The 20,283-nt window shown below is 57.3% G+C and carries 18 protein-coding genes; 9 read left to right on the top strand and 9 right to left on the bottom strand.

The features are described from left to right. Window positions 1–8: 8 nt before the first annotated feature. The 4 genes from WD429_RS09335 to WD429_RS09320 all read right to left on the bottom strand — a co-directional run bounded on the left by WD429_RS09335 (window position 9) and on the right by WD429_RS09320 (window position 4,137). On the bottom strand, window positions 9–794 hold the full coding sequence (locus WD429_RS09335; protein ID WP_368421907.1) for a substrate-binding periplasmic protein: 786 nt from the start codon (window positions 792–794) through the stop codon (window positions 9–11). Window positions 795–983: 189 nt separating this feature from the next. Beyond that, on the bottom strand, window positions 984–2,171 hold the full coding sequence (locus WD429_RS09330; RefSeq protein ID WP_368421906.1) for an iron-containing alcohol dehydrogenase: 1,188 nt from the start codon (window positions 2,169–2,171) through the stop codon (window positions 984–986). Continuing rightward, window positions 2,171–2,716: a hypothetical protein gene (locus tag WD429_RS09325; RefSeq protein WP_368421905.1), complete on the bottom strand. Its 546-nt coding sequence runs from the start codon at window positions 2,714–2,716 to the stop codon at window positions 2,171–2,173. Before WD429_RS09325 ends, WD429_RS09330 begins: the two co-directional genes overlap by 1 nt. Before the next feature lie 179 nt (window positions 2,717–2,895). Next, the gene (locus tag WD429_RS09320; protein ID WP_368421962.1) at window positions 2,896–4,137 is read right to left on the bottom strand and encodes a M48 family metalloprotease; all 1,242 of its coding nucleotides are present in this window, start codon (window positions 4,135–4,137) and stop codon (window positions 2,896–2,898) included. A gap of 228 nt (window positions 4,138–4,365) precedes the next feature. On the opposite strand from WD429_RS09320, the gene WD429_RS09315 reads away from it, so the two are divergent. From WD429_RS09315 to WD429_RS09285, 7 genes are all read left to right on the top strand, one after another. After that, window positions 4,366–5,124 (top strand): DUF599 domain-containing protein, encoded by a 759-nt coding sequence (locus WD429_RS09315; RefSeq protein WP_368421904.1) that lies wholly within the window; start codon window positions 4,366–4,368, stop codon window positions 5,122–5,124. Beyond that, on the top strand, window positions 5,121–5,591 hold the full coding sequence (locus WD429_RS09310) for a PaaI family thioesterase (protein ID WP_368421903.1): 471 nt from the start codon (window positions 5,121–5,123) through the stop codon (window positions 5,589–5,591). Before WD429_RS09315 ends, WD429_RS09310 begins: the two co-directional genes overlap by 4 nt. Continuing rightward, window positions 5,588–6,022 carry a PaaI family thioesterase gene (locus WD429_RS09305; protein ID WP_368421902.1) on the top strand — a complete coding sequence of 145 codons (435 nt, stop codon included), beginning with the start codon at window positions 5,588–5,590 and terminating at the stop codon, window positions 6,020–6,022. Before WD429_RS09310 ends, WD429_RS09305 begins: the two co-directional genes overlap by 4 nt. A 168-nt stretch (window positions 6,023–6,190) precedes the next feature. After that, window positions 6,191–8,089, top strand: coding sequence for a molecular chaperone HtpG (htpG, locus tag WD429_RS09300; protein WP_368421901.1), 1,899 nt, complete (start codon window positions 6,191–6,193; stop codon window positions 8,087–8,089). Between the two features lie 7 nt (window positions 8,090–8,096). Continuing rightward, complete coding sequence (locus tag WD429_RS09295; protein WP_368421900.1) at window positions 8,097–8,315, top strand: DUF2835 domain-containing protein; 219 nt, start codon at window positions 8,097–8,099, stop codon at window positions 8,313–8,315. Between the two features lie 103 nt (window positions 8,316–8,418). Continuing rightward, window positions 8,419–8,862, top strand: coding sequence for a hemerythrin domain-containing protein (locus WD429_RS09290; protein ID WP_368421899.1), 444 nt, complete (start codon window positions 8,419–8,421; stop codon window positions 8,860–8,862). 79 nt (window positions 8,863–8,941) lie between these two features. Further along, window positions 8,942–9,907, top strand: a complete 966-nt coding sequence (locus tag WD429_RS09285) for a tRNA dihydrouridine synthase (protein WP_368421898.1) — start codon at window positions 8,942–8,944, stop codon at window positions 9,905–9,907. 6 nt (window positions 9,908–9,913) lie between these two features. Here WD429_RS09285 and WD429_RS09280 read toward each other — a convergent pair whose 3' ends face one another. Beyond that, window positions 9,914–10,930, bottom strand: coding sequence for a class I fructose-bisphosphate aldolase (locus WD429_RS09280; protein WP_368421897.1), 1,017 nt, complete (start codon window positions 10,928–10,930; stop codon window positions 9,914–9,916). A 286-nt stretch (window positions 10,931–11,216) separates the two neighbouring features. On the opposite strand from WD429_RS09280, the gene katG reads away from it, so the two are divergent. Together katG and WD429_RS09270 are read left to right on the top strand one after the other, a co-directional pair. Then, window positions 11,217–13,442 (top strand): catalase/peroxidase HPI, encoded by a 2,226-nt coding sequence (katG, locus tag WD429_RS09275; RefSeq protein WP_368421896.1) that lies wholly within the window; start codon window positions 11,217–11,219, stop codon window positions 13,440–13,442. A 168-nt stretch (window positions 13,443–13,610) separates the two neighbouring features. After that, a complete protein-coding gene (locus tag WD429_RS09270; RefSeq protein ID WP_368421895.1) occupies window positions 13,611–14,645 on the top strand; it encodes an endonuclease/exonuclease/phosphatase family protein in 1,035 nt (344 codons plus the stop codon). A gap of 6 nt (window positions 14,646–14,651) precedes the next feature. On the opposite strand, the gene WD429_RS09265 is transcribed toward WD429_RS09270, so the two are convergent. From WD429_RS09265 to WD429_RS09250, 4 genes are all read right to left on the bottom strand, one after another. Continuing rightward, a complete protein-coding gene (locus WD429_RS09265; protein WP_368421894.1) occupies window positions 14,652–15,710 on the bottom strand; it encodes a glycine betaine/L-proline ABC transporter ATP-binding protein in 1,059 nt (352 codons plus the stop codon). A gap of 11 nt (window positions 15,711–15,721) precedes the next feature. Beyond that, window positions 15,722–16,756: an ABC transporter permease gene (locus tag WD429_RS09260; RefSeq protein WP_368421893.1), complete on the bottom strand. Its 1,035-nt coding sequence runs from the start codon at window positions 16,754–16,756 to the stop codon at window positions 15,722–15,724. A gap of 108 nt (window positions 16,757–16,864) precedes the next feature. Then, entirely contained in the window at window positions 16,865–17,830 is a 966-nt protein-coding gene (locus tag WD429_RS09255) for an ABC transporter substrate-binding protein (protein WP_368421892.1), read from the bottom strand. A gap of 216 nt (window positions 17,831–18,046) precedes the next feature. Further along, entirely contained in the window at window positions 18,047–20,230 is a 2,184-nt protein-coding gene (locus tag WD429_RS09250) for an OsmC domain/YcaO domain-containing protein (protein ID WP_368421891.1), read from the bottom strand. Window positions 20,231–20,283: the final 53 nt, after the last annotated feature.

The raw sequence follows: 20,283 nt of genomic DNA, 5'->3' as shown, positions 1-20,283 counted from the left end.
CCGGGCGCTTATCGGTACTCTGAAAGAATCGCTTCCAGCTCGCCGTTTTCCTGAATGACGGCGAGCTCCGCGTTAAACCGATCGGCAAAATCAGTCCAGTCTTTACGGAGCATCAGGCGGAAGGGGTAGTTACTGATGCTCTCTTTAGAGATACGGAACTCGCCCTGCAATCCTTCATTTTTCAGAATCCACTGGCCCACCAGGCGGTCGGCGATGGCGGCATCAAAATGCTGACCGTGCACCACAAACCTGAACATATCCCGATCACGGGACACATCAAAGCGTTTGATGTTGCCGGATTCAAAGTGTGTCTCCAGAGCGGGGTATGAATAGCCCAGATGGGTCACAACCGTTCTGGAAAACAGGTCTTCCGGCTTTTGGTAGCCAAGCTGGGAACTGGCGGGAATGAACAGCACTTCCTCGAGCGGAACAATGGCATCGGTGAACAGAAAGCGGTCTGGGTTGTCTGTCCATTCGATGGCGCGCGAAGTGGCATCGATACGACCTTCCAGCAGCATGGCGTCAACGCGCTTGCGCGGAATCTGCTCGGGAACGACGGTATAGCCAATCCGGTCGGCAATCACACTAACCACGTCCCATATGATGCCGGCTGATTTGTTGTCTTCAACGATCAGGTAGGGAGGGTAGCCGTTGGGCGACACATTAAAGCGCAGGACACGGTCTTGCTCGCTGGAGTTGGCAAGGACGGAAAAGAAAAGAGAGCTACTGATCAAAAAACCGATTAAGGATAACGCGTGAAGTGCAATGCGATGGGAAAGTGACTTGGTTGGCATAGATTGGGGCATCCCGATGTTGGTACGTGGTGCTAACTCGGCTACATCCCTGCCAATAACTCGCCAATTGTTACTTTATCGTAAGGCCGTTTCAATGATTATTTATGCAGATTGAGAAAAAGAAGATACTTTATGCATGATGAGAAAAACGGTGCCCGGATATCCGGGCACCTGACGATCTGCTGATTTTCAGGCCCAGGCCCGGCGCAACACCGCCCGGGCGTCCTCCAGGCTGACTTCCTTGGGGTTGAACATAATAGCGCCGTCATCCAGGGCCAGGTCGGCAATTTGTTCCAACTGACTTTCCGTGACCTTACCGGTCTCTTTCAGAGTGCGCGGCAGCTTGCAGTGCTTGTAGAGCGCGTCTCGCAGGCGGCGGATGGCTGAAATGCTGGCTTCTGCACGGCGGGACGAGGGTGTGGCAGCGTAGACCTCCGGGCCGTCCAGATATAGCAGCAGCTCACCCAACGGTTCGCGAATCGACTCAAGGTTATATTCCAGCACATAGGGCATGTACAGGCTCATGCACAGACCGTGCGGAAGCTGGCAGATAGCGCCGGTGGCGTGGCCAAGCGCGTGCACCAGACCTACCATGGAGTTAGAAAAAGCAATGCCCGCCATGGTGGAGGCCTGCGCAAGCTCCAGCCGGCCATCGGCGTCTTTGGGGTTATCCATCACCGCCAGCAAAGAGGTGCTGATCTTTTTGATCGCTGCCGTGGCATAGGCATCACTGAGGGGGTTTTTACCCATGCAGGTGAAAGCCTCGGTGGCGTGGGTGAGGGCGTCCATAGCCGTCGCTGCGGTAATGTGGGGCGGCAGCGTGAGCGTCATGCGCGGGTCGATGATGGCCGCGTTTGGCAACAGGAACGATGAAGTGAAGGGCAGCTTGACGTGCTTTTCAGTATCGGCGATCACCGCCACGGCGGTGACTTCGGACCCGGTGCCGGCGGTTGTTGGCACCACAAAGAACGGCTTGAGCGGGCGCTTGAGTACGCCCGCCCCGGTGTAGACTGAGATGTCGTCGCCGCCTTCCGACACCAGAATGTTGACGGCCTTGGCGGTATCAATGGCGGAGCCGCCACCGACAGCAATGATCGAGTCACACTTTTCACTGCGATAGACGCCAGCAATATCGCGGACCACCGAGGTGGAGGAGTCCGGTGGAACATCGTCGTAAATGCTGACAATCTCCAGCCCGCTTTCCTCGCAGGCGGCAATAACCGGGTCGAGCAGGCCGGCGGCGCGTACGCCCTTGTCGGTCACAATCATCGGGCGTTTGGCGGCCATGCCCGTCAGCTCATAGGGAATGTGCTCCAGAGCAGACTTACCGGCGATGACTTTAACCGGGCAAAAGAACTCATAGTATTTGTTCGTCATTATGCTCTCACCGTTTCCACAAAATGGGTTGCAACCTTGAGGTAAATTCGTGCCGCACTGATCAGCTTTTCTGGCAGGTGCAGATTAGCGGGGTATTCCTTTACCGCACGCTTGGCGACTAGCCGGGGCAGAATAAAGGATTCAAGACGGTTCAGTACCCGCGTCATGCGAATGGCGTAGCTGATATCACCATCCACCAGCATCCGGTCGTGGGCGAAGGCGACCGATGTTTTTTCCTGGAAAGACAGCACCAGAAAGGCGTGGGCAACGTGTTTGAACTGGATGGAAAGGTCCACCGGGCGCGGCGCGGTAGTGCCGTGATAAAGAAAACGACCGCTACCGGTATGCTCAACGATCAGATTGGAACCTTCGGGCATAACCATCATTTCAAACAGAAAACCGTCCGGCAGGCCTTGGGCTTCCTTCTGGACTGTGGCATCCACCTCACTGACGGCCTGAAGCGCGCGGCCCATGACCTGGAACATCAGTTCCACGTAAAGGCGTCTGGCCTGGAAAACCATCGGTTGGATACGTTTCGCTAACATGGCAATCGTCCGATTGTTGTTGATGTAACCTAATTTTTAGAGTTATTGCTCTAAAAGTCAATGCGGACGGTGACATGGTTTTTGCGTCAGTAGGGCAACTTCATGGAAAATTCTGAAAAATCAGCGGTGAACACGAAAAAGCCCGGCGTGTGCCGGGCCTTTCTAATCGTACGATTTGCCTAGTTCGTCAGGTTTGCCAGCTTGCGCCTGGCCTCTTCGGCCACGTCACCCTCGGCTTTGGCCGCCGTGCTGTAATACTGAATGGCCTCCTCGCGGCGGTTCTGCTTGACCGCCACATCACCAAGGCGCAGGAAAGCAATGGAGGTGGGCACCACTTCGTTGGCCTTGCTGAGATTCTCCTTGGCTTTGTCGAGCTTGTTCTGGTCCAGAGCGTTCAGGCCATTGTGCAGCCGGTAGCTGAACATTTCGGGGTAGAGCGCCACCGCCTTGTCGAAATCCTTTTCGGCCTTGGTCTGTTCGTCCAGCTCTTCGTAGATACGGCCCCTGAGCGCGAAGAACATGGCTTCGCCCGACTCAAGTTTGATGGCTTCATTGATTTTTCCCAGAGCCGCGCTCATGTTGCCGTCGCTTGCAAGTTTCAGAGCAGCTTCATGAGCGTCATAGGCGGGCTGCAGGTCACGGGCCTTGGCCAGTTTCCGATCGTACACATCCTTGTTGCGCTTGCCATTAACGCCCAGCTCTCTGACCCGTTTTCGGTTTTCCTCAACCCGCTTCTGGGAGGGAGGGTGGCTGGCAAACAGGCCCTCGACGAAGTTTGATTGCCGGCCTTCAGACAGCTTCAGGAAAAGTTCCTGCAATTCCACTGCGGCTTGCGGGTCATACCCCACTTCCACCATGTATTCGATGCCGTAGTGGTCCGATTCCAGTTCATCGCCCTGGCTGTACTGCGCCATGGCAAGCTGGGCACCCAAGGCCGCGCCGCCCATCAGCAATCCGCCCCATTCATTATCAGACAGCGCAAAGCCCAGCCCGGCAACGCCTGCATTGACCAACATACCTTTCTGCATGCGCTGGACGCTGTGTCTGGCAGCGGCGTGGACAATCTCGTGCCCGAGTACCGACGCCAACTGAGCCTCATCCTCCAACTCCGTCAGTAACCCACGGTTGATGGCAATCTTGCCCCCGGGCAAGGCCCAGGCGTTGGGCACGTTGCTGTTAAGCACCACAAATTCATAGGGCAGGTCGGGGCGATCGCTGACCGCGGCGAGTTTCTGGCCCACCTCGCGCACGTACACCGTCAGTTCCGGATCGAGATAGAACTGGCCGCCCTGGGTTTGCTGAGTCGGGGTGTATTGCTCCGCGCCCATGGACAGTTCCTGGCTTTCAGGAATCAGGGACAACTGTTTTTCCCCGGTGACCGGGTTCACGGAACACCCGGCTATCACGGCAAAGGCAGACATCAGGGTCAGGCAGCGCAAGAACAGTCGGTTTGTCACGATTAACTCCTGTATTCAGTCCTTGATCCGGGTGCGGTCCGCATTTCCGGTTTGAATACCGGCAGTTTATACCATTTCCCAACAAGGTGGGGATGAACTGAAGGAGCGTCGATCTGTGGAGCTGATTGGAGGCAAAGTGTATGATAACAGGCTCTAACCCCGACCTTTTTTGACGCCAAACGTGGATACTGCATGGGTGAATATCTGGAATTGATTGCGCTGTCCTGGTTTCTGGTGTGCTGGCTGGGGTACAGCGAGTATTCACGTCGGAAAGCGACTGACAGGCCGTGCCTGTCGAACACCCTGGACCTCTACCGGGAAGACTGGATGCGCGTCATGCTGCGGCGCGACAACCGAATTTCCGACGCGTCCGTTGTTGGTAATCTGGAGCGCAACGGTGCCTTTTTCGCCTCAAGCTGCCTATTGATACTGGCCGGTATAATTACCGCGCTTGGGTACACTCAGGAAGTCATGGAAGTCTTTAACACCATGCCATTCGGCAACCTGCCCAGCCGGGCGGTGTGGGAGATGCGAATGGTGGTACTGCTGGTGGTATTTATCTATGCCTTCTTCAAGTTCACCTGGTCCATGCGCATGTACAATTTCGTGGCTGTGCTGATTGGGGGCGCACCACCCCCGGATGACACCAAAACCAGCCCTGCTGGCCGGGAAGCGTTTGCCCAAAGCGCGGCACGGGTTTGCAACCTTGCCGGCGACGCTTTCAACCTCGGCCTGCGGTCCTATTACTATGCGCTCGCCGTGGTGGCCTGGTTTATCCACCCTGTGGCGTTCATTGGCGCATCGACTCTGGTGGTGGTGATTCTCTACCGTCGGGAGTTCCGCTCCGATGCACTTCAGGCGCTCAGGGCCGGCAAAGTCTTTGACGAACCCGCCCCCAAAACAGAACCATCGCAAAAAACCAACAGCAACCGAACTGGCACGACTGAATGACTGACGATACCCGACTGAACCGCGTTCTCCGGTTTATTGAAACACTGAACCAGGCCCGGGAACTGGGCCTGGCCGTTGAAGAGGCCAGCGATGGCGTATTGACCATGCGCCTGCCCTACAGCGACCGGATTATCGGCAACCCGGACACCGGCGTCATCCATGGCGGGGCCATTACCACATTGATGGACACTACCTCCGGATCGGTGATTATCTGCGCGCTGCCGGATTTCGAGTTGTGCCCAACCCTCGACCTGCGAGTCGACTACATGCGCCCGGCCGAACCCCACAAACCGGTATTTGCCCGCGCCGAGACCTATAAGATCACCCGTAACATCATCTTTACCCGCTGTGAGGCCTATCAGGAAGGCGGCGAAACCATCGCCAACTGCGTGGGCACCTTCATGCGCATCGGCAAGGAAGCGACGCCCAAAAGCTACCGTGACCTGATCACCGGAGGTGAAGCATGACCGATCCTGAAATCCTCCGGTACACCCGCGAAACCGGCAATTTTTCCCGCCTGCTGGAAAGCGTGCCCTACGCCAGATTCATCGGCCTGGAATGTGAGCGTTTTGGGGATGACCTGATCTTCCGGCTGCCCAAAAAGGAAGAAAACCTGGGCAACCCCATCCTCCCGGCTATCCATGGCGGCGTGATCGGTGGGTTCATGGAAATGTCCGCCGCCATCTACCTGATGATGTCGCAAGACAGCCTGCGCATGCCCCGCATCGTCGATTTTTCCCTGGATTACCTACGCGCCGGCCTGAACCGCGAAACCTACGCCGAGTGCCGCCTGACCCGCCAGGGCAACCGCGTGGCCAACATCATGGTCAGTGCCTGGCAGAAATCCCGTTCCCAACCGATTGCCACTGCCAGAGCCCACTTCCTGTTAGAAGACTGATTTCCCCTGTTAACCGGGGCTTGAAATGCCCCGGTCTGCCCCCATTTCAGGACTCAGCGTATTAAGCATTGGTGCAGGCAAGCACACGCCTCGAGACGTCCCTGTACGGCTCGGGCTCCGTACCCGCGCCGCTCCACCAAACCAAACAAAGCAGGAGACAAAAGAACCATGACGGTAGAAGCGCAAAAAGAGACCCTGGGATTCCAGACCGAAGTGAAGCAGTTGCTTCACCTGATGATCCATTCCCTGTATTCCAACAAGGAAATCTTCCTTCGTGAGCTGATTTCAAACGCCTCGGATGCCGAAGACAAACTGCGTTTCGCGGCCCTGAAGGACGACAGCCTGTATGAAAGCGACCCAGAGCTGAAAATTCGCCTCGACTACGACCAGGAAACGAACACCGTCACCCTCACCGATAACGGCATCGGCATGACCCGCGAAGACGTGGTTCAGAACCTTGGCACCATCGCCCGTTCCGGCACCGCCGAGTTCCTGCAGCAGCTCTCCGGAGACGAGAAAAAAGACAGCAAACTGATCGGTCAGTTTGGCGTTGGTTTTTACTCCTCATTCATCGTTGCCGACAAGGTAGAAGTGCTGACCCGCCGTGCCGGCACGCCCGCTGAAGAGGGCATTCGCTGGGAGTCCAACGGCGATGGTGAATTCACCATCGAGCAGGCTAACCTCGAAAACCGTGGCACCCAGATTGTCCTGCACCTGAAAGCCGACGCCAAAGAATTCGCCGATGGCTTCCGGCTTCGCAATCTCGTGAAAAAATACTCCGACCACATCTCCTTCCCCGTGGTTATGAAAGCCGAATCAGAAGGTGAGGGCGAAGAGAAGCAGGGTGAGTACGAAACCGTCAACGACGCCACCGCGCTGTGGACCCTGCCGCGCACCGAAATCAAAGACGAAGAGTACAAAGAATTCTACAAGCACATCGCCCACGATTTTGAAGACCCGCTGACCTGGTCCCACAACAAGATTGAAGGCAAACTCGACTACACCAGCCTGCTGTACATGCCGGCCCGTGCACCGTTCGATATGTACAACCGGGAAGCGCCTCGCGGCCTCAAGCTCTATGTACAGCGCGTGTTCATCATGGACGACGCCGAGCAGTTCCTGCCGTTGTACCTGCGCTTCACCAAGGGTGTGATTGACTCCAACGATCTGTCGCTCAACGTCTCCCGCGAGATCCTACAGAACGACAGCACCGTGGAAAGCATCCGCACCGCGGTCACCAAGCGGGTTCTGGACATGCTCTCCAAGTTGGCCAAGAAAGAGCCCGAGCAGTACCAGAAGTTCTGGGGTGAGTTTGGCACCGTATTGAAAGAAGGCCCGGCGGAAGACTTCAGCAACCGTGAGAAAATCGCCGGCCTGCTGCGGTTTGCCACCACCCAGACCGGTGAGCAGACCCAGAACGTGTCACTGGACGACTACATTGGCCGCATGAAAGAAGGCCAGAACAAGATTTACTACATCACCGCCGACAACTTCATGGCCGCCAAGAGCAGCCCGCACCTGGAAGTCTTCCGCAAGAAAGGCATAGAGGTGTTGATCCTGTCTGACCGTATCGACGAGTGGATGATGGGTTACCTCAGCGAGTACGACGGCAAACAGCTCCAGGACGTTGCCCGCGGCGACCTCGACCTCGGTGAAGTGGAAACCGAGGAAGACAAGAAGCACAAGGAAGAAGCCGCCGAAGAGCATAAAGGCCTGCTTGAGCGCATCAAGACGGCTCTGGACGACCGGGTTCAGGACGTGCGGGTGACCAACCGCCTGACGGACTCGCCGGCGTGTCTGGTGGTTGGTGATTTCGACATGGGCGCGCAGATGAAGAAGATCATGGAAGCGGCGGGTCAGAAAGTGCCCGACAGCAAGCCGATCTTTGAAATCAACGTGGACCATCCGCTGGTACAGCGCCTGGAAAACGAAAAAGGTGACGAGCGCTTCGGCGAGCTGTCTGCGGTTCTTCTGGACCAGGCAACTCTTGCCAGCGGCGAGCAACTGCAGGACCCGGGTGCCTATGTGACCCGCCTGAACCGTCTGTTGCTGGAACTGGCGAACTAAAGCCCCCATGCAGCAGATCATTGTGGACATTGCCATCAGCCCGGATGAGTGGATCAAGCTCTATCAGGGTGTGGCGACCGATGTTCATACCACCGCCCGGGACGGACGCTCTGTCCGCTTCCCGGCGCGGATTCTCTCCCGCTTTTATCTGCGCGATGGTGTTCGTGGCAGTTTCCGCATTGTTTTTGATGGCGAGGGCAAGTTCGCCTCCATCGAACGGCTCTGATAACCGCCGCCGCTCATTACTAAACAGTCACCGTCAAATGTCACGTATTGCGCTACAGTTTTGAGGTGTGTGGTTGTCTTCATCCAATGGCAAGGAGGTCAATATGAACGTATTCGAAGCGCTCAGACACGATCACGAAGTCCAACGGGATTTACTGAACAGGCTCGAAGATACCCAGGGGGCCGAGCAGCTCCGCCAGCAAAATTTCGCCAAACTGAAAGACGAACTCTCCCAGCACGCAGCGGCGGAAGAGAAATGCTTCTATGCCCAGTTGCTGACTGTGGATCTGACCCAGGACAAGGCCCGGCACAGTGTGGCGGAACATAAAGAGATGGATGATCTGGTCGAGGAACTGGCAGAAATCGACTACAGCAGTCCCCAATGGCTGCAAAAATTCAAAGACCTCAAGCATCTGGTAAGCCATCACCTGGACGAAGAAGAACAGGAAGTGTTTCAGATGGCCGGTAAGGCATTGACCGACAAACAGAAAGAATACCTGGGTGAGCAGTACCGCAACGAAATGGAGCGCCATCGCAAGGCCTCCTGACACCGCCGGGGACTGGCCAGCGGGTGCGGAACCCACTACAATTCCGCCCCGCTCATTCTTTGAACACCCCGGAGACCCCATGCGAATAATCCTCGCCCCGATGGAAGGGCTGGTGGACGCACCGATTCGTGAAACCTTGACGAAAGTCGGGGGTATTGATCGTTGTGTGACCGAATTTATTCGCGTGACCCACGGCATGTTGCCGCCCCGCGTTTTTTACAAATACGCCCCGGAACTGCACAACGATTCGCTCACCGAAGCAGGCGTACCGGTTGCCGTGCAGTTGCTCGGCTCCGACCCGGTTCAAATGGGCCGCCACGGGGCAAAAGCCGCCGAGCTCGGTGCCACCCAGGTGGATATCAATTTTGGCTGCCCGGCCAAAACCGTCAACAAGCACAAGGGTGGTTGCGTGTTGATGCGGGAGCCGGAATTGATGCACGAGATCGTGGCGCAGGTTCGCTCGGCTGTGCCGGCCTCTATACCGGTGACCGCCAAGATGCGTCTCGGTTACGAAGACCGCTCCATGGGCGTAGCCTGCGCCCAGGCACTGGAAGCCGCCGGGGCCGGGGAAATCGTGATTCACGCCCGCAGCAAAGTCGATGGCTACAAGCCGCCTGCCTACTGGGAAGACATCGCCAAAGCGCGGGAAGCAGTGAGCCTGCCGGTGATCGCCAATGGCGACATCTGGTCCGTGGACGATTACTGGCGTTGTCGTGACGTATCGGGTTGTGATGATGTGATGATTGGCCGCGGCCTGATCGCACGCCCGGACCTGGCCCGGAAAATCCGCGCCAGCCAACGCGGTGAATCGGTGCCGGATATGACCTGGCCCGAAGCGGTGGCTCTGGTTCGTGAATACGCCATTGCCCTGCAAACGCGCCTGGAAGACCGGTTTGTGACCGGTCGCATCAAACAATGGCTGAACTACCTCCGCCAGGGCTTCGCCGAAGCGGAATTGCTCTGGCCCGAGGCCCGCAAACTCCGCCAGGTCGAACCCATGCTGGCCTGCCTGCAACAACCGGTGAGCATCCCCCGCGCTGCCTGAAACCGATCAGCTCTCCATCTCCGGTTTGTAGGCCCCATTGCGTGCGGCACTGTTCAGCTTTGCCCGCAGGTGCAGGGCATCCTGGGCGGCGGGTCCATTCTCAAGGTTTCCGGCCCAGGCATGCTGGGCCGGTTCCTGAAGCGCGCGACCGTAGGAAAAACTCAGTTGCCAGGGTTGTGGGGCGTGTTGATTGAGGGCGTGGAGGTTGGCCGTTGCCTGTTCCGGCGTTTGGCCGCCGGAGAGGAACACAATGCCCGGAACGGCCGCCGGCACGGCGCGTCTGAATACGCTCAACGTGGCTTGTGCCACCTGCTCCGGGCTGGCCTGGCTGGTGTGGGATTTACCGGGTGTCACCATGCTGGGTTTGAGCAGCATGCCTTCCAGACCAACACCGTGGCGATCAAGCGCCCGGAAAACCTCCCTTAGCACCGCTTCGCTGACCTGGGCGCAGCGTTCGATCGTGTGATGGCCATCGATCAGCACTTCGGTCTCTACAATCGGGACGATGCCCAGAGACTGGCACACAGCGGCGTACCGGGCGAGTATTTCTGCGTTGGCTTCCATCGCCAGCCGGCTGGGGTTGGTGTCGGTGATGTGGTACACATCGCGCCACTTGGCAAAGCGGGCACCCTGTTCCCGAAAGCCCAGCAGGCGTTCCTCCAGTCCATCCAGGCCAAAGGTGATCTCATCACCGGGTGCGTTCGCCAGCGGGCCTTTGCCTTTATCCACTTTGATGCCCGGAACAATGCCCTGACGCTGCAGGAGTGCGGCCATGGGCTCGCCGTCGAGGCTGAGCTGATCCAGCGTTTCCTCGTAAAGAATAACGCCGCTGATGTAATCACCCAGACCGGGTGTGGAAAACATCAGGCTACGGTACTCCCGCCGTTTATCTTCGGTTGACTCAACCCCGACCGCCGTAAACCGCTTGGCAATGGTGGGTGCGCTTTCATCCGCAGCGAGAATGCCCTTGCCGGGGTGAATCAGTTGGCTAATGGTTTCTTCCAGTACCTGTTGTTGGCCCATGCTGTTTCTCCTTCAATCAGCGCACGTGCGCCCGTGATCCTTTATGTTCGCCATTGTGCTACTGCCCAACTTCCACGGCAACCCGCGAAAAACGGACTATGCTTGCTGTGGTCCGGGTTGCGAGTGTGGCTGCTGTGGTTTATTGCAGACGGCCTCATGATAAATGCAAGCTATCGATCTGGTTAGAAAATGCAACTTAATCCAATGTGGGGGTATTGGAGTACATTGGATAGTGACGAATAAAGAGTTTTACCACCAACAAGTTTGGCGAGAAACGGAGAGAGTAATGGACGCTTACGATGTGAACAGCGAAGGTAAATGCCCGGTCATGCATGGGTCGAGGACCAGCATGGGTAACAAAGGCCCCTCAAGCCACGATTGGTGGCCTGGCCAATTGAATCTGGGCATCCTGCATCAGCATACCCCCAAGTCAAACCCGCTCGGCGATCACTTCAACTACGCCGAGGAATTCAAAAAACTTGATCTGGCAGCCGTCAAAAACGATCTTGCAGCTCTGATGACCGATTCCCAGGACTGGTGGCCCGCAGACTACGGTCACTATGGACCGTTTTTCATTCGTATGGCCTGGCACAGCGCTGGTACCTATCGTGTTGGCGATGGCCGTGGTGGTGCGGGTTCTGGCTCTCAGCGCTTTGCACCGCTGAACAGCTGGCCGGATAACGGCAACCTCGACAAGGCTCGACGCCTACTGTGGCCGATCAAGAAAAAGTACGGCAACAAACTGTCCTGGTCGGATCTGTTTATTCTGACCGGTAACGTGGCCCTGGAAACCATGGGTTTCAAAACCTTCGGCTTTGCCGGTGGTCGTGAAGATATTTACGAGCCGGAAGAAGATATCTATTGGGGTGCGGAAGACGAGTGGCTGGCCACCAGCGACAAGGAAAACAGCCGCTACTCCGGCGAGCGTGATCTGGAAAACCCGTTGGCAGCCGTGCAGATGGGTCTGATCTACGTCAACCCGGAAGGCCCGGATGGTAAACCTGATCCGCTGGGTTCTGCGAAGGACATCCGCGAAACTTTCGCCCGAATGGCCATGAACGATTACGAAACCGTAGCACTGACCGCCGGCGGCCACACCTTCGGCAAAACCCACGGGGCCGGTGACCCATCCAACGTCGGAGCCGAACCGGAATCCGGTGGCATCGAAGACATGGGCTTCGGCTGGAAGAACAAGCACGGTAGTGGCCATGGTCGCGATACCATCACCAGTGGCCTGGAAGGGTCATGGACGCCGACGCCGACCACCTGGGATATGAGCTATTTTGATGTGCTGTTTGGCTACGAGTGGGAGCTCACCAAGAGCCCGGCAGGGGCGAATCAGTGGCAGGCGAAAGGCCTGGCCGACAAAGACATGGCTCCCGATGCGGAAGACAGCTCGCAGCGTGTCGGCATCATGATGTCCACGGCAGACATAGCCATGCGGGAAGATCCGGAGTACCGCAAGATCTCCGAGCACTTCCACAAGAATCCGGAAGAGTTTGCAGACGCCTTCGCCCGCGCCTGGTTCAAACTGACCCACCGCGACATGGGCCCGAAAGACCGTTACCTGGGCACAGAAGTTCCGGCCGAAGACCTGATCTGGCAGGACCCAGTGCCCGCCGTGGATCATGAACTGGTCAACGCTCAGGATGTTGCTGACCTCAAGAGCAAGATCCTGTCATCTGGCCTGTCGGTCTCTGAGCTGGTGTACACCGCCTGGTCGTCGGCGTCCACATTCCGTGGCACCGACATGCGCGGTGGCGCTAACGGTGCCCGCATTCGCCTGGCCCCGCAGAAGGACTGGGAGGTCAACCAGCCTGAACAGCTGGCCAAGGTCCTGAAAACGCTGGAAGGCATTCAGAGCGACTTTAACGGTGCCCAATCCGGTAATAAGAAAGTCTCCCTCGCGGACCTGATTGTGCTGGGTGGCTCCGCCGCTGTCGAAAAAGCGGCGAAAGATGCCGGCCATAACGTTGACGTGCCGTTCACGCCGGGCCGTACAGACGCCACCGAGGAGCAGACCGACGCAGAATCCTTTGACTGGCTGAAGCCGGATGCGGACGGTTTCCGCAACTATCGCCGCACGGCTTTCACGGTGCCGGACGAGGAAATGTTGATGGATCGTGCGCAACTTCTGGGCCTGAGCGCCCCGGAGCTGACGGTGCTGATCGGCGGTCTGCGCGTGCTGGACGCTAACCACAAGCAGTCCAAACACGGTGTATTGACCAAAACGCCGGGCAAACTCACCAACGATTTCTTCGTCAACCTGGTGGACATGAACATTGAATGGAAGCCAGTGTCTGACGAGCGGTATGAGTTCGAAGCCCGGGATCGGAAAACCGGCGATGTGAAGTGGATGGGCACCCGGGTCGACCTGGTGTTTGGTTCCAATTCACAGCTGCGCGCCATTACTGAAGTCTATGCGCAGGACGACGCCAAAGAGCGTTTTGCCAAAGACTTCGTGAAAGCGTGGAACAAGGTGATGGATGCGGATCGCTTCGATCTGAATTAATCCACTGGCTACGAGAAAAGGGCGCGGTCAGAGATGACCGCGCCCTTTTTTTTGATCCGTTGATAGCAAAAGTTCAGCCATCTGCGCGTATGGTCTATGGTGTTAAGTGTAAATAACCGATGACCTCCGGAGGCGCATCTGATCACTTATCTTCTACTGATATTGGCGATGGTCCTGCTGTCGGTAACCATATTGGGCAAAGTGCGCCTTCATGACTGGTGGATTCGGGTGTGTGAGTTTCCACGGGTGCAGATTGCCACGCTGGCCACAGCAACGGCCATTGCCGCTTTCTGGCTGGCGCAGGGCGAGTTGCGAGGCTGGGTACTCGGGTTGTGCAGCGTGGTCCTGGTGCTGCAGTTATACCGCATCCTCCCATGGACGCGGCTCTGGCCCCTGCAAGTGCACGCTGCCGAGCCGGGCCAGAAGGAACGCTGTGTGACACTGATGGTTGCCAATGTGCTGACGCCAAACCGTAACAGCGATGCCCTGATTCGTCAGGTGCGGGAGCGGGAACCGGATGTGCTGCTGACGCTGGAATCCGACCAATGGTGGGGCGACCAGCTTGATAAGGCCTTTGGCGACTGGCCAACCATTATCCGGGTGCCGCTGGACAACCTGTACGGTATGCACCTGTATTCCAGGTTTCCCCTGGAGGAAGCCGAGGTGAATTATCTGATTCAGGATGACATTCCGTCGATACACGGCTGGCTCAAACTGCCCAGCGGTGACCGTGTGAAGTTACACGCGCTGCACCCAAGGCCGCCGGCTCCCAGCGAAAGTGAGGAATCCCTCTGGCGCGATGCGGAATTACTGCTGATTGGTCAGCAAATCCGTCAGGGCGATTACCCGGCTATCGTCGCCGGTGATCTCAATGATGTGGCTTGGTCACGCACCACGCGGCTGTTCTGCCGGATCAGCGGCATGTTGGACCCGCGGCGGGGCAGGGGCATGTTCAGCACGTTCCACGCCGGCCACTGGTACCTTCGCTGGCCGCTGGACCACGTCTTTACCACGGAACACTTTACCCTCGGAAATATCGAGAGGCTGGCTCCGTTTGGGTCGGACCATTTCCCGATCCTGGCCACTTTGTGCTTCCGGCCCTCGCGAGCCGATGAGCACGACGTACCGGAAGCCGATCGGGAAGAGCGCCAGGAAGCACGGGAAAATATCCGCGAGGGAAAAGAGCGGGAGCAGGAAACCTGACAGCGGTCACTGCACCCGCTGTTCGGTCTCCGCTGCCCCGTCCGTTGGTACCAGCGCGCGGACCAGATCCTTCATGTTCAGAACGCCGATTTGCTCGCCCTTTCGCATTACCCGGTAGGTTAGCTCGGTGTCGCCTTCGGACCTGGCAATCACCGATTCCAGGTTGTCCCGCTCGGAGATATCGCCGGCGCAGGTTTTCGGCGCTTCCGTGGTTCTCTTCATGATCGAGCGCACACGCAGTACCCGGGCCCGGTTGATATCGCTGATAAAGTCGATGATGTACGGGTCGTTCGGGTTCATCAGGATTTCCTGAGGTTCGCCCTGCTGGACGATGTAGCCGTCCTTGAGAATGACCAGGTGGTCGGCCAGCTTCAGCGACTCGTCCAGATCGTGGGTGATGAACACCACTGTTTTCTGAAGCTCATCCTGCAGCTCCAACAGCAGGTCCTGCATGTCCGAGCGGATGAGCGGGTCCAGTGCGGAAAAGGCTTCGTCCATCAGCATCACGGGTGAATTGGACGCCAGCGCCCGGGCAATGCCAACACGCTGCTGCATGCCGCCAGACAACTGGTGGGGGTACTGGTTCTCGTTGCCCTCCAATCCAACGCGGGCCAACCATTTTCTGGCGTCTGCCTCAAACTCCTCCACGGTATAGCCACGCACCAACAGCGCCATGCCGGCGTTCTCCAGCACGGTCTTGTGGGGGAGCAGGGCAAACTTCTGGAACACCATGGACATTCGTTCCCGCCGCAGTTTGCGCAGCTTGTCTTCGTTGAACGCCAGCACATCATCACCGTCGACGCGGATTTCCCCGGCGGTTGGTTCAATCAGCCTGTTCAGATGGCGGATAAGGGTGGATTTTCCCGAGCCGGACAGCCCCATGATGACGGTAATCTCACCCTCACGGATATCCACGTTGATATCCTGAAGGCCCAGCACATGGTTGTGCTTCTCAAGCAGTTCGGCCTTGCCCATGCCCCGACGAACGTACGCCAGGGCAACGTCTGGAATGGGGCCGAAAATCTTGTACAGGTTCCGGATGGAAATCTTGATATCCCGATCCACAATTCGCTCCCTTACTGTTTCTGTGAGGCGTTGATGCGCGCCAGAGACGCCTTGGTCACACGGTCAAGCACGACGGCCAGAATCACGATGCCCAGGCCGGCCACCAGGCCCACGCCCAACTCCAGATTACGGATGCCCTGCAGCACCAGTACACCCAGGCCCGGAGCAGATACCAGGGAGGCAATCACTACCATCGCCAGGCTCATCATGATGGTCTGGTTCACGCCGGCCATGATGTTGGGCAGGGCCAGGGGGATTTGAACCTTGAAGAGTTTCTGGCGGCTGGTCATGCCGAAGGCATCGGCGGCCTCGATCACATCCTTGTCCACCAGGCGGATACCCAGGTTGGTCAGGCGGATCACCGGCACTATGGCGTAGAGGATGATAGCGATGCCATAGAGTTTGGATTCGGTCACACTGAACAGGAAGATCAGCGGGATCAGGTACACGAAGGGGGGCAACGTTTGCAGCATATCCAGTACGGGTATGGTTAGCCGCTGCATCATGTCACTGCGGGACATGGCAATGCCGATGGGCACGCCGATCATCACGCACAGAAATGCGCACACAAAAATAATCGCCAGTGTTTGCATGGCGTAGTCGTAGTAATCGATAAAGGCCAGCAGGGCAAGGCTGGCACCCACGAACGCCACCAGCTTCCAGGATTTGGAGACCACAAACACCACCGCCAGAAGCACCGGGATGACGATCCACCAGGGCGTAGTCAGCATGCTGTAGAGGGCACCGTCGAGGGCCCAACTGAGTGGTTGAGTCAGTGGATCCAGCACAATGCTGAGGCTGTCCTTGATGGCCAGAAAGCCCTCTTCCAGGCCTCTGGTCAGTTCCCGGGATTTGGGAAACGACGCGCAGGAGGCATTAAGCGCATCCATGGAGGGAAAAGGCAGGTCCCAGAGGGAGTCGGGCTCCGCCTGGGTGCCCTGAGATTTTCTAAGCAGTGCCGCCATGGTCATGGGTGCATCGCTTTGTCCTTCGGCACACCACTGCTCAAGGCCGAGTGATGAAAACAGGAAATCATAGCTAGCCATTTGCGTTCAGTGTCCCCTGCGCATTACGGATAATGGGTTGTGGTGCAGTACTCCGGCAGCCGGAGTGGGCAGAGCCGATGTTCCGGCCCTGCCACGGCAGGACGGCTATCAGTTCAGCACGGCAGCGAGGCGCTCACGGGCGGACTCGTTCAGCCAGTTGGACCATTCGTCGCTGTTGTTGCTCAGGAAGTACACGGCAGCTTCCTCCGCAGACGCGTTATTCTCGTCCATCCACGCCAACAGACCGCTCATGGTGTCGGTTTTGAACGTGAGATTGCTGAGCATCTCGGTCACTTCCGGTTCACGATCTTTGAAGTCGGTGGTGACAGAAGTCAGGATGGTCGCCGCCGGGAATTCGGACACGCCGGGGTTGTCCGCATCCTGGGTCTGGTTACGGCTGTGCACATCCTCCTTGTACTCACCCAGCTCAACGCGGGTCATGTCGTACTTGCCGAGTGGAATGGTCGGGCCCCAATAGTAGCCGAACCAGGGCTCTTCATCCTGCACTGCGGAGGCCATGGACGACGCCAGGGTCTCACCGGAACCGTGGTTAAACACTTCAATACCGGACGATTGGAGATCCAGCGCTCGGATCAGGTTGTCACTGACCACACGGCAGCCCCACCCGCTCGGACAGTTGTTGAAGGTTCCGCCCACCAGCTCGGGGTTTTCCATGACGCCCTCAATGGTTGTCAGCTCAGGGTGCTTCTCCGCCAGATAGGTCGGAATCCACCAGCCTTCGACACCGCCGGGATCAAGCACTTTCGCCAGCCGCTCAATCTTGCCTTCTTCCTCCAGGCGCAGGTAAGCCTCACCGGCGGAGTTCAGCCAGAGTTCGGTCACGATATCCGGCTCGCCATTTTCGGCAACCGAAGTGACAGCAGGCACGGTGTCCGAGGGCACGATAGTGACGTCGCAGCCATACCCTTCTTCCATAATGAATTTGGCGACGTTGGTGACAACCGTGTTGGAGGCCCAGTTCATTTCAGTGATCGACACTTCACCGCAATCCGCCTGGGCGATTGCCGGGACGGATAGCGCGCAAAGCGCAGCAACAGGCATTAGCTTTCGCATGATCTGTTCTCCTTTTCGGGTTTTGAAGAGTGCAGCAAAGATGCCGCTGGCGAGACCGGAACGGCCTCGCCGGAAGAGGGGGGTGTATCAAGACCGACTGCTGATTGAGGATGAAAAATGGCTCGTACCTCGGTTAATACCTACCCTCCAGAATAACGGCATAGGTGTGAGTTACAAGCCTGTAAAGAAAATTGATGTGAATTAACACAAATAAGCTTAGACAATTTTTGCTGCTCGGGCCGCGTGAAGCTTTTTATAGCTGTCGACCAGGCGCAGGTGCTTATCCAGACCCTCCAACCGCATACTGGTCGGTGTCAGACCATGGAAACGGACCTCGCCAGTCACCAGGCCCACCACATTGGTGATGGTGTCCTCGCCATACATTCGCTGCAGATTGACCAGAAAATCCGCCAGCTCAAGTTCATCATCGAGGGTGATTTCCAGCACCGCGCTCACGGCGCGGTAAAACAGATTACGCTCCACGGTGTTGTCATTGAACTGCAGGAAGGTCTCCACCCGCTCCAGGGCTTCTTCATGTTGCTGCAGAGCCAGATTGATCAGCAGCTTCAGCTCAAGAATGGTGAGCTGCCCCCATACCGTGTTCTCATCGAATTCAATACCGATCAGGGTGATGATGTCGGTGTAGTCATCCATCTGGCTTTCTTCCAGGCGCTCCACCAGATCGCTCAGTTGATCATCGCTCAGGCGGTGCAGGTTGAGGATATCCTCGCGATAATCCAGCGCCTTGTTGGTGTTGTCCCACACCAGGTCGTCCGCCGGATACACTTCCGAATAGCCAGGCACCAGGATGCGGCACACCGGTGCGCCCAGCTCTTCGTATACGGCCACGTAGGTTTCCTTGCCCAAGTCCTCCAGAATGCTGAACAGGCCCGCGGCTTCTTCGGCGGTGGTGCCGGAAAAATCCCATTCACAAAATTCCACATCCGACTTCGCACTGAAGAAGCGCCATGACACCACCCCCGTGGAATCAATAAAGTGTTCCACAAAGTTGTTGGGCTCGGTGACCGCCAGGCTGTTGAACGTGGGCGGTGGCACGTCGTTCAGGCCCTCGAAACTGCGGCCCTGAAGCAGTTCGGTCAGGCTTCGTTCAAGGGCGACTTCAAAGCTCGGGTGGGCACCGAAAGAGGCGAACACACCGCCGTTGCGGGGGTTCATCAGGGTGACGCACATCACCGGGAACTGGCCGCCGAGGGAGGCATCCTTGACCAGAGTGGGGAAGCCCTGGGCTTCCAGTGCCTGAACGCCTTCCAGGATGTTTGGATATTTTTCCAACACGTGCATGGGCACGTCCGGCAGTGCGAGCTCTTCTTCGATGATCTGCTTCTTCACCGCCCGCTCAAAAATTTCCGAGAGACACTGAACCTGGGCTTCCTGCAGAGTATTACCGGCACTCATGCCGTTGCTGAGGAACAGGTTCTCGATCAGGTTTGACGGAAAATACACCACCTCGCCGTCTGACTGACGTACGTAGGGCAGGGATACAATGCCGCGTTCGGTGTTGCCGGAGTTGGTGTCAATCAGGTTGGAGCCAAACAGCTCGCCATCCGGGTTGTAGATCGCCAGGCAGTGATCATCCAGAATGCCCTCCGGCAACTCGTCATCGGGACCCGGCCTGAACCATTTTTCATTCGGGTAATGCACGAACTCGCTGTTGGCGATGTCTTCCCCGAAAAACTGGTCGTTGTAGAAGAAGTTGCAGTTCAGCCGTTCGATGAATTCGCCCAGCGCTGAACACAAAGCGCTTTCCTTGGTGGCCCCTTTGCCATTGGTGAAACACGTCGGTGAGGCCGCATCGCGAATGTGCAGTGACCACACATGGGGCACAATGTTGCGCCAGGAGGCAATCTCGATTTTCATGCCCAGATCCTCGAGGATGCGGGTCATGTTGGCGATGGTCTGCTCCAGGGGCAGATCTTTGCCTTCAATAAAGGTTTGGGTGCCGCCCTCGGGCTGGGTCATCAGCAGGGCCTGGGCGTCTGAGCCGAGGTTGTCGACGGTTTCGATCTCGAAGGTCGGGTTGGTTTGCACCACTTTCTTGACCGTGCATCGATCAATTGACCGCAGGATACCTTGCCGATCTTTATCGGAGATGTCTTCCGGCAATTCCACCTGAATTTTGAAGATCTGGTTGTAGCGGTTTTCCGGGTCCACGATGTTGTTCTGGGACAGGCGGATGTTCTCCGTGGGAATGTCCCGTGCCTTGCAGTACACCCGCACGAAATAGGCCGCACACAAGGCAGACGATGCCAGGAAGTAATCAAACGGGCTGGGCGCGGAACCATCGCCCTTGTAGCGAATGGGCTGGTCGGTAATGACAGTGAAATCATCAAACTTGGCTTCAAGTCTGAGGTTGTCGAGAAAGTTGACGTTGATTTCCATTACAGATTCACCTGGATTGAAGAATGTGGCGCGACGTGACGTTAGTGGCGGCC

The organism is Marinobacter sp. (genome assembly GCF_040904845.1).
GTDB lineage: Bacteria > Pseudomonadota > Gammaproteobacteria > Pseudomonadales > Oleiphilaceae > Marinobacter.
Note: the sequence above shows the minus strand (reverse complement) of the source record. Positions and strands in the feature narration are given on the sequence as shown.